Source organism: Pseudomonas sp. UV AK001 (genome assembly GCF_046097675.1).
In the GTDB taxonomy this organism is placed as follows: Bacteria; Pseudomonadota; Gammaproteobacteria; order Pseudomonadales; family Pseudomonadaceae; genus Aquipseudomonas; species Aquipseudomonas kribbensis.
This window is the reverse complement of record NZ_JBJUVZ010000010.1, coordinates 261402-269531: the sequence shown is the minus strand read 5'-3', so window position 1 is coordinate 269531 and position 8130 is coordinate 261402. Positions and strand designations below refer to the sequence as shown.

The window sequence follows — 8130 nt, the reverse complement described above, 5'->3', positions numbered from 1 at the left end:
TGGGCCAAACAGTACAGAATTACCGGACTTACTCCGGCAGCTCGTACACATAAATCTTGTCCGCATCCATCTGATAGCCCGCATCCGCCAGTTCGCTGGTGGACGGTTTGACCTGCAACGGCCCCTCGACCCAGTACGGCTGATACAGCTCGTCGAGCTTCACGCCGACTTCGCTTTTCACATGCACGATCTGGTTCGACGGCGGTGGCGGCACGTGGATGCAGGCGCCGAAATACGGCACCAGCAGGAAGTCTGTGGTACGTCCTTCCTCGCTCACTTCCAGTGGCACGATATAGCCCGGCAGGCGGATGTTCTGGCCGTCGAGGCTTTGCACCACCGGTGCGTTGGGCATGTCCTGTTTCGCCGCTGGCGCGGACTCGGCGGACAGCGCATCACTCATCTTCGACAGGTCATGCAGCGGCGTCATGTTCGGTACTTCGGGCGCCGCGTCCGGCGGGATCATCTCCGACCAGGTCAAGTCTTTCGGTGCCGCCGCCCACACAGGCAGGGCGACCAGCATCAGCAGCGCAAGGACAGCGCGGGGCATGGTGAACATCCTCATAAACGGATCGACAGGCCATCGGCCAATGATTGGCGATACGCGCGCCAGGCCGGCACACTGCCCATCAGCAGCGCGGCAGCCAGAATGCCACCGAGCAGCGTCCATTCATACTCGCTTGGCCATGCCAGCGGCAGATACAAGCCGTAATTGGCCTGCACATAACCCTGTGCTGCGGCGATGCCGATGTACAGCAGCGCCAGCCCGGCGATCACCCCGGTCAGCGCCAGGGCGAAGGCTTCCAGCACCAGCAAGCTCGCGATGTGCCACGGCCGCGCGCCCACCGAGCGCAGAATCGCCATTTCGCGACGACGTTCGTTGAGACTGGTGAGAATCGCCGTGAGCATGCCGATCAACCCGGTCAGTACCACGAACAGCGAGACCACGAACAACGCTTTTTCAGCGGTGCTCATCAGGCTCCACAGTTCCTGCAAGGCCACGCCCGGCAGGATCGCCAGCATCGGTTCGCCACGGAATTCATTGATTTCCCGTTGCTGCGCGAAGGTGGAAATCTTGCTGTTGAGGCCGAGCATGAACGCGGTGATCGCCTGCGGCGTCAGGTCCATGTTGCGCGCCTGATCGGCGCTGATCCGCCCGTTGCCACGGGCCGGCACACCGTTGTGCCAGTCAATGTGGATCGCCTCCATGCCGCCGAGGCTGATGTGCAACGTGCGGTCCACGGGTGTGCCGGTGCGCTTGAGAATGCCGACCACGGTGAACGGTTTGTCGTCATGCTTGACCAGACTGATCGCCGCCACGCCATGGGCGAGTACCAGTTTGTCGCCGAGTTTGTAATGCAGCGCCTCGGCCACTTCGGCCCCGAGCACCACTTCAAACGGATCGGTAGCGAAGGCGCGGCCGTCGGCCAGTTCCAGGTGCTGCTGGCGACCGTACTGGTAATGCTCGAAATAGGCTTCGGTGGTGCCCATCACCCGGTAGCCGCGATGGGAATCACCGAGGGACATCGGGATCGCCCACTTCACTTTCGGATTGCTGGCGAAGTGTTCGAAGCTGTCCCAGCGGATGTTGTTGGTGGCGTTGCCGATGCGGAACACCGAATACAGCAGCAGGTTCACCGAACCGGAACGGGCGCCGACGATCAGGTCGGTGCCGCTGATGGTGCTGGCGAAACTGGCCTTGGCTTCGGTGCGCACCCGCTCCACCGCCAGCAGCAGGCAGACGGAGAGGGCAATGGCGAACGCGGTGAGCAGGGCGGTGAAGCGGCGGTTGGCGAGGCTGGCCATGGCCAGACGGAACAGATACATCTCAGACCTCGGCAGACGTGGCGGCGCGATTGAGTTCGGCCAGGGACAGGTGACGGTCGAACAGCGGCGCCAGGCTCTGGTCGTGGCTGACGAACAACAGGCTCGAACCGGCTTCACGGCATTCGGCGAATAACAGGCGAATGAAGCTTTCCCGGGCGTCGTAATCCAGTGCCGAGGTCGGTTCGTCGGCGATCACCAGTTCCGGTTGCCCGATCAATGCACGCGCAGCGGCGACCCGTTGCTGCTGACCGATCGACAGCGAATCGGCGCGGCGTCCGAGAATGCCTTCGTCCTTCAGACCCAGGTGGGCGAGCAGGGTGGCGGCGGCCTGATCGACGCTGCCATGACGTTGCTTCGCACGGTCTGCCCGCAGCTTCGAAAAGTGGCAGGGCAGCTCGACGTTCTCACGCACCGAGAGAAATGGCAGCAGGTTGAACTGCTGGAAAATGTAGCCGGTGTGATCGACGCGAAAACGGTCGCGAGCGCCGGCACCCAGCTCGGTCAGTTCCTGGCCGAGCAGGCGAATGCTGCCGCGACCGGGCTTCTGCACCCCGCCGAGCAGGCCGAGCAGGGTGGTCTTGCCGCTGCCGCTGGGGCCCTTGAGGAACAGGGTTTCACCCGGTTCCAGACGAAACGCCGGGATGTCCAGCAGCGGTGGATGACCGGGCCAGTTGAAGCCCAGGTCGGACAGTTCGATGAGTGCTTGGGTCATGGTGCCGGTTCGTGATCAGAATTTCAGGGCGGCGGATTTGGCCGTCACTTCCGTGCCTTGCTGGCCGCTCGGTCCGATCAGTTGTACCTGAATTTTCTGGGTGGCCGGGAAGGTATTGAAAATATTGGCCAGATCCAGCGTATTCAACGCACCCGGTGCTGCGCAGGTGAACTGGTAGTGGGCGTGGATTTCGCTGTGGTCGTGGTGATGCGCTTCGCCGCCCTTGGCGTCTTCGTCGTGGTCATCGTCGGCATCCGGCTTGTCACCGAACAGCGGGCTTTCCAGTTTCTGACCGGCGACTTTGCAACCGGCAGCGGCCGGCAGGCTGAACAGCGCCAATGGCTTTTCCAGCTGTGCACGGGCGGCGGCGACCTTGGCCTTGTCGGCATCGCTGGTGGCGACGTGTTCAAAACCCACGAGGTTCATCGCCGGGCTTTCCAGCTCCAGCTCCAGGGTCTGGCCGTCGAGCGCCGCGTTCAGGCGACCGACGCCATGCTCGTGGGCACCGAGGCTGCCATGTTCGTGATCATGATCGTGCTCATCGGCGGCCTGGGCGATGGCCAGCGGCAACAGGGCAAACGGCAAAGCGAGCAGCAGACGACGCATGGCGAACTCCGGGAAGTAAAGTGAAGAGTTTGTTATGTAATCTTATAACGAAAGTGCGCAGAGTTTGCCCGCCCGCTTGGCGTTACACAAGTCCCATGGGAGCATGCAGGTCAGAAATGTGCGGGAGCGAAGTTATGTTGCGGATACGCGGAACCGTCGGTGAGTTGCCGGTGGATTTGACCCTAGAACTGGATGAAAGCGACTGGGCGCGGCTCGGTGCGCAGTTTGGCGTGCAGGTGCCGGCGGCCCAGCCGCAAGCCGCTGCAGCGCCTGTGACGAAACCGGTGAATCAGGATGACGCGGTGTGGCAGGTCGCCAGGGATTTGCTGCGCAAGGCCGGGCAACTCAGCGGGCCGGAGCTGCTGGATCAGCTCGAAGGACTGACCGGCAGCGCGGCGGCGGGCAAGCGCTTGCTGGTGCGCCTGCGGCATTCGTCTGATGTGAAAGTGGCGAGCGGCGGGGACACGCCGCTCTACAGCTGGATCGAGTAAGCGCTTAGTACAGCGCGGCAAACACCTTGCGCCGGTAAGCGGTCACCAGCGGGTGATCGTTGCCCAGCAGTTCGAACACTTGCAGCAAGGTCTTGTGCGGCAGGCCTTCGCCGTAGCTGCGGTTGCGGATGAACAGCTTGAGCAGTGCGTCCAGCGCCGCTTCGTATTGCTGGCGGGCCAGTTGCTGGATCGCCAGTTGATACACCGCTTCATCGTCCTGCGGGTTCTGCGCCAGACGGCTTTTCAGGTCGGCGGCATCCGGCAGGTCACGGGCCAGACCGAGGAACTTGATCTGCGCCTTGGCACCGGCCAGTGCAGCCTTGTGCTCGTCGCTCTTGACCGCGTCGAGCACGGTTTGCGCTTCGCCCAGCTCACCGCGTTCGGTCAGGCAGCGAGCGTAGAGAATCAGCGCCTTGGCGTTGGTGTTGTCTTCGTTGAGCATCACCACCAGTGCCGCTTCGGCATCGGCGTAACGGCCTTCGTCGAACAGCGCCTGGGCTTGCTCGAACGGATCAGCCGCTGCCGGCGGTGGCATTTTTACGTGAGGTTCAAGCAGGGCACGCACGGCGGATTCCGGCTGGGCCCCGGCAAAACCGTCCACCGGTTGACCGTCCTTGAACAGCACCACGGTCGGCAGGCTGCGGATACCGAAGCGGGCGACGATGTCCTGCTCGACGTCGCAATCGACCTTGGCCAGCAGCAACTCGCCCTGATAACTCTCGGCGATGCCTTGCAGCATTGGCATCAGCGCCTTGCACGGCGCACACCATTCGGCCCAGAAATCCACCAGCACCGGTTTTTGAAAAGAAGCCTCGATCACCGACTGGTCGAAGTCGGCCGTCGTGGCGTCGAAGATGTACGGCGTTTGCTGACTCATGGGGTATCTCGTAAAAGCGTGAATGGGGCAACTATACGGTCAGGCGCGGGCCGCGTGGTAGAGGCTGACATGGCGAAACTCTTCGGGCTCGGCCAGATCCGGCAGGGTCATGGCTTCGAGCATTTCGATGCGCCGGTACAGCGGGTGACGGAAATCCCTGACCCGCGAATCCGCCACCAAGGCTTCGCGGCCGCGACTGAGAAAGGCGTCGAGCAGCGGCAGGTTTTCCCGGTCGTACAGAACGTCGGCTACCAGGATCAGATCGAAGCGATCCGCCTCGGCGAAGAAATCCGTGGAATAGCTCATTTGCACATCATTGAGTTCGGCATTCGCCTGGCACGCGGCAATCGCCAGCGGATCGAGGTCGCAGGCCACCACTTCCAGCGCGCCGGCCTTCACGGCGGCAATCCCGGCGATCCCGGAACCGGCGCCGAAATCCAGTACGCGCTTGCCACGCACCCACTCGGGGAATTCCGCCAGATAACGCGCCACCGCCAGGCCGCTGGCCCAGCAGAAACTCCAGTACGGCGGCTCGTGCAGGATCCGCCGGGTTTCTTCGGGGCTGAATTCCCGGGCCATGTTGTCGCCGTCGATCAGCCACAGTTTCAGGTCAGTGTCCGGCAGCGGGCAGGCCACCAGTCGGGCATCACCGAGCAGTTCGCCCAGCGCCTGTTGCAGGTCCAGCGGTGCATTCATGGCGCTTTTACAAACTGCAGCTGGCCCAGGGCCTGAGTGGTCGGCTGGCTGATGGTCTGCGACGGCAGGTGCAGGATCAGCTGACCGGATTGGGTGGCGCGGCCACGCAGTTCGACCCGTGCGCCGACCGGGAAGGCGTCAGGATTGAAGCGCAGGCGAAACGGCAGAATCTGGTTGTTGCCGATCAGGCTGGAGCTGGCGAGCAATTGTTGCGGGCGACCTTTCTCGTCGATCACCAGCAGCGCCAGTTCGACTTCGGCGCCCGCCGGCACGCCTTGCAGGGTGCCGCTCAGTTCCCGTTGATACGCGGGCAGCGGGCCGAGGTCGGCTGCTTCTTTGGCCTTTTTCTGCGCCTGTTGCGGCGCCGGGCCCGGCGTTGGCGGCTGCGGCTTGGGCTTATCGCTGCCACAGGCCACCAGCAGGGCGAAAACACTGAGCAAAACGAGCGGTCGTAGCGACATTGGTGGCTCCGTCAAAATGAAATCCATGGATCAAACGATCATGGCAGTCTGTATACCGCAAAGCCTATGGCTTGTCTTGCCACCGGGATGCGCTACCATGGCCCTCCCTTTTTTTGTTGCCAGCCACCATGCACTGTCCCTTCTGCGGTGCCAACGACACCAAGGTCATCGACTCGCGTCTGGTCGCCGAGGGCGAACAGGTGCGCCGCCGGCGTGAATGCCTGGCCTGCGGCGAACGTTTCACGACGTTCGAGACGGCCGAACTGGTGTTGCCGCGCCTGATCAAAACCGACGGCAGTCGCCAGCCGTTCGACGAAGAAAAACTCCGCGCCGGCATGCAGCGCGCCCTGGAGAAACGTCCGGTGAGCGTCGAGCGTCTCGAGTCCTCGCTGGTGCACATCAAACACAAGCTGCGCGCCACCGGCGAACGCGAGGTCAAATCCCTCGTGGTCGGCGAGCTGGTGATGGCCGAGCTGCAAAAGCTCGATGAAGTCGCCTACATCCGTTTCGCTTCCGTGTACCGCCGCTTCCAGGACCTCAACGAGTTCCGCGAAGAGATCGACCGTCTCGCCCGTGAACCGGTGAAAGAATGACCACCGCCGCCGAGCAGGCCATCCTCGACGCCCGTTTCATGGCCCGGGCCCTGGAGCTGGCGCGCAAGGGGCATTACACGACGCACCCCAATCCACGGGTCGGCTGCGTGATTGTGCGCGACGGGCAGATTGTCGGCGAAGGCTGGCATGAGCGCGCCGGCGAACCCCACGCCGAAGTCCACGCCCTGCGCGCTGCCGGTGAGCTGGCCCGGGGCGCGACCGCTTACGTCACCCTCGAACCTTGCAGCCATCATGGCCGTACACCGCCCTGTGCCGATGCGCTGGTGAATGCCGGTGTTGGCCGGGTGGTCGCGGCGATGCGCGATCCCAATCCACAAGTCGCCGGGCGCGGTTTGCAGCGTCTGGCCGATGCCGGCATCGCCACAGAAAGCGGCGTACTGGAAAGCGAAGCGCGCAAGCTCAATCAAGGTTTTCTGAAGCGCATGGAACACGGCTTGCCGTTCGTGCGGGTCAAGTTGGCCATGAGCCTCGACGGGCGCACGGCGATGGAAAGCGGCGAGAGCCAGTGGATCACCGGCCCTGCCGCACGTTCGGCGGTGCAGCGTCTGCGCGCCCAGGCCAGCGTGGTGCTGACCGGCGCCGACACAGTGCTGGCCGATGGCGCACGGCTGACCGTGCGCGGCGATGAACTGGGCCTGGATGCTGAACAAACCGCGCTGGCCCTGAGCCGTCCGCCGCTGCGGGTGCTGATTGACGGGCGTCTGCGAGTGCCGCTGGATGCACCGTTCTTCAAGGCCGGCCCGGCGCTGGTCGCCACCTGCGTGGCCATCGAAGAACAGTACGCGCACGGCCCGGAATGCCTGATCGTGCCGGGCGATGACGGTCAGGTCGATCTGCATCAATTGCTGATCGAGCTGGCCAACCGTGGCGTCAACGAAGTGCTGGTCGAGGCCGGCCCGCGACTGGCCGGCGCGTTTGCCCGGCTTGGTCTGGTCGACGAGTTCGTGATCTTCATCGCCGGCAAGTTGCTCGGCTCCACGGCGCGTCCGCTGCTGGACTGGCCGCTAGCCTATATGAAGGATGCGCCGGAGCTGAAAATCACTGAAATTCGCGCGGTTGGCGATGACTGGCGAGTCACTGCAATCCCTGTCTCATCGGCGAGCGTATAATTCCCGGCCATCGCGTTAGCGCTGGCTTCGTTCTCAAGGAGAACCCCATGTTTACCGGCATCATCGAATCCATCGGCAGTATCCGCGCACTGACCCCAAAGGGCGGTGATGTGCGGGTGCATGTCGAAACCGGCAAGCTCGACCTGAGCGATGTCAAACTCGGCGACAGCATCGCGGTCAACGGCGTGTGCCTGACCGCCGTTGAACTGCCGGGCGACGGCTTTGCCGCCGACGTCAGTCGCGAAACCCTCGACTGCACCGCCATGAATGACCTGAAAAGCGGCAGCCCGGTCAACCTGGAAAAAGCCCTGACCCCGACCACCCGTCTCGGCGGGCATCTGGTCAGCGGTCACGTCGACGGTGTCGGCGAAGTGGTCTCGCGCAGCGACAATGCCCGCGCCGTGGAATTTCGCATCCGCGCGCCGAAAGAGCTGGCCAAGTACATCGCCCACAAAGGTTCGATCACCGTCGACGGCACCAGCCTGACCGTGAACGCGGTCGATGGCGCCGAATTCCTGCTGACGATCATTCCGCACACCCTGAGCGAAACCATCATGGCGTCCTACAAGCCAGGTCGCCGGGTGAACCTGGAAGTCGACTTGCTGGCGCGTTATCTCGAGCGTCTGCTTATGGGCGACAGGGCCGCTGAGCCTGACTCTTCACAAAAGCCTGGCGGTGGCATCACCGAAAGCTTTCTGGCCGCCAACGGCTACCTCAAATCCTGACTGAAGGGGGTGCCT

11 protein-coding genes are annotated in these 8130 nt (G+C 63.4%); 4 read left to right on the top strand and 7 right to left on the bottom strand.

What is annotated here, in order from left to right; all coding sequences use genetic code 11:
* Positions 1-28: 28 nt before the first annotated feature.
* Genes ACKLNA_RS24780 through ACKLNA_RS24765 form a run of 4 tightly spaced genes read right to left on the bottom strand, consistent with a single transcriptional unit; the run spans position 29 to position 3142 of the window.
* Positions 29-547 (bottom strand): DUF3299 domain-containing protein, encoded by a 519-nt coding sequence (locus ACKLNA_RS24780; RefSeq protein WP_085712361.1) that lies wholly within the window; start codon positions 545-547, stop codon positions 29-31.
* 11 nt (positions 548-558) lie between these two features.
* The gene (locus ACKLNA_RS24775; RefSeq protein ID WP_408987387.1) at positions 559-1824 is read right to left on the bottom strand and encodes an ABC transporter permease; all 1266 of its coding nucleotides are present in this window, start codon (positions 1822-1824) and stop codon (positions 559-561) included.
* 1 nt (position 1825) lies between these two features.
* Complete coding sequence (locus ACKLNA_RS24770) at positions 1826-2536, bottom strand: ABC transporter ATP-binding protein (protein ID WP_119428933.1); 711 nt, start codon at positions 2534-2536, stop codon at positions 1826-1828.
* Positions 2537-2551: 15 nt separating this feature from the next.
* The gene (locus tag ACKLNA_RS24765; protein WP_408987386.1) at positions 2552-3142 is read right to left on the bottom strand and encodes a DUF2796 domain-containing protein; all 591 of its coding nucleotides are present in this window, start codon (positions 3140-3142) and stop codon (positions 2552-2554) included.
* Between the two features lie 134 nt (positions 3143-3276).
* On the opposite strand from ACKLNA_RS24765, the gene ACKLNA_RS24760 reads away from it, so the two are divergent.
* Positions 3277-3633, top strand: coding sequence for a hypothetical protein (locus ACKLNA_RS24760; protein ID WP_408987385.1), 357 nt, complete (start codon positions 3277-3279; stop codon positions 3631-3633).
* Between the two features lie 4 nt (positions 3634-3637).
* Here ACKLNA_RS24760 and trxA read toward each other — a convergent pair whose 3' ends face one another.
* The 3 genes from trxA to ACKLNA_RS24745 are packed head-to-tail and all read right to left on the bottom strand — an operon-like array spanning position 3638 to position 5667.
* On the bottom strand, positions 3638-4510 hold the full coding sequence (gene trxA / locus ACKLNA_RS24755) for a thioredoxin (protein ID WP_102620873.1): 873 nt from the start codon (positions 4508-4510) through the stop codon (positions 3638-3640).
* A 39-nt stretch (positions 4511-4549) separates the two neighbouring features.
* A complete protein-coding gene (locus tag ACKLNA_RS24750; protein ID WP_408987384.1) occupies positions 4550-5206 on the bottom strand; it encodes a class I SAM-dependent methyltransferase in 657 nt (218 codons plus the stop codon).
* Positions 5203-5667 carry a hypothetical protein gene (locus tag ACKLNA_RS24745; RefSeq protein WP_305835673.1) on the bottom strand — a complete coding sequence of 155 codons (465 nt, stop codon included), beginning with the start codon at positions 5665-5667 and terminating at the stop codon, positions 5203-5205. Before ACKLNA_RS24745 ends, ACKLNA_RS24750 begins: the two co-directional genes overlap by 4 nt.
* Positions 5668-5795: 128 nt before the next feature.
* Here ACKLNA_RS24745 and nrdR point away from each other — a divergent pair, with 128 nt between their 5' ends.
* From nrdR to ACKLNA_RS24730, 3 genes are read left to right on the top strand one after another with little or no spacing between them, the layout of a single operon-like run.
* Positions 5796-6260, top strand: coding sequence for a transcriptional regulator NrdR (nrdR, locus tag ACKLNA_RS24740; protein ID WP_003228656.1), 465 nt, complete (start codon positions 5796-5798; stop codon positions 6258-6260).
* On the top strand, positions 6257-7390 hold the full coding sequence (gene ribD, locus ACKLNA_RS24735) for a bifunctional diaminohydroxyphosphoribosylaminopyrimidine deaminase/5-amino-6-(5-phosphoribosylamino)uracil reductase RibD (protein WP_408987383.1): 1134 nt from the start codon (positions 6257-6259) through the stop codon (positions 7388-7390). The genes nrdR and ribD overlap by 4 nt, the downstream gene beginning before the upstream one ends.
* A gap of 47 nt (positions 7391-7437) precedes the next feature.
* The gene (locus ACKLNA_RS24730) at positions 7438-8115 is read left to right on the top strand and encodes a riboflavin synthase (RefSeq protein WP_114885799.1); all 678 of its coding nucleotides are present in this window, start codon (positions 7438-7440) and stop codon (positions 8113-8115) included.
* Positions 8116-8130: the final 15 nt, after the last annotated feature.

What these genes read in the sequence shown, in the direction of transcription:
- ACKLNA_RS24780 (WP_085712361.1), bottom strand. Translation starts at nt 547, where the DNA reads ATGCCCCGCGCTGTCCTTGCGCTGCTGATGCTGGTCGCCCTGCCTGTG.
- trxA (WP_102620873.1), bottom strand. Translation starts at nt 4,510, where the DNA reads ATGAGTCAGCAAACGCCGTACATCTTCGACGCCACGACGGCCGACTTC.
- ACKLNA_RS24775 (WP_408987387.1), bottom strand. Translation starts at nt 1,824, where the DNA reads ATGTATCTGTTCCGTCTGGCCATGGCCAGCCTCGCCAACCGCCGCTTC.
- ACKLNA_RS24760 (WP_408987385.1), top strand. Translation starts at nt 3,277, where the DNA reads ATGTTGCGGATACGCGGAACCGTCGGTGAGTTGCCGGTGGATTTGACC.
- ribD (WP_408987383.1), top strand. Translation starts at nt 6,257, where the DNA reads ATGACCACCGCCGCCGAGCAGGCCATCCTCGACGCCCGTTTCATGGCC.
- nrdR (WP_003228656.1), top strand. Translation starts at nt 5,796, where the DNA reads ATGCACTGTCCCTTCTGCGGTGCCAACGACACCAAGGTCATCGACTCG.
- ACKLNA_RS24770 (WP_119428933.1), bottom strand. Translation starts at nt 2,536, where the DNA reads ATGACCCAAGCACTCATCGAACTGTCCGACCTGGGCTTCAACTGGCCC.
- ACKLNA_RS24730 (WP_114885799.1), top strand. Translation starts at nt 7,438, where the DNA reads ATGTTTACCGGCATCATCGAATCCATCGGCAGTATCCGCGCACTGACC.
- ACKLNA_RS24745 (WP_305835673.1), bottom strand. Translation starts at nt 5,667, where the DNA reads ATGTCGCTACGACCGCTCGTTTTGCTCAGTGTTTTCGCCCTGCTGGTG.
- ACKLNA_RS24750 (WP_408987384.1), bottom strand. Translation starts at nt 5,206, where the DNA reads ATGAATGCACCGCTGGACCTGCAACAGGCGCTGGGCGAACTGCTCGGT.
- ACKLNA_RS24765 (WP_408987386.1), bottom strand. Translation starts at nt 3,142, where the DNA reads ATGCGTCGTCTGCTGCTCGCTTTGCCGTTTGCCCTGTTGCCGCTGGCC.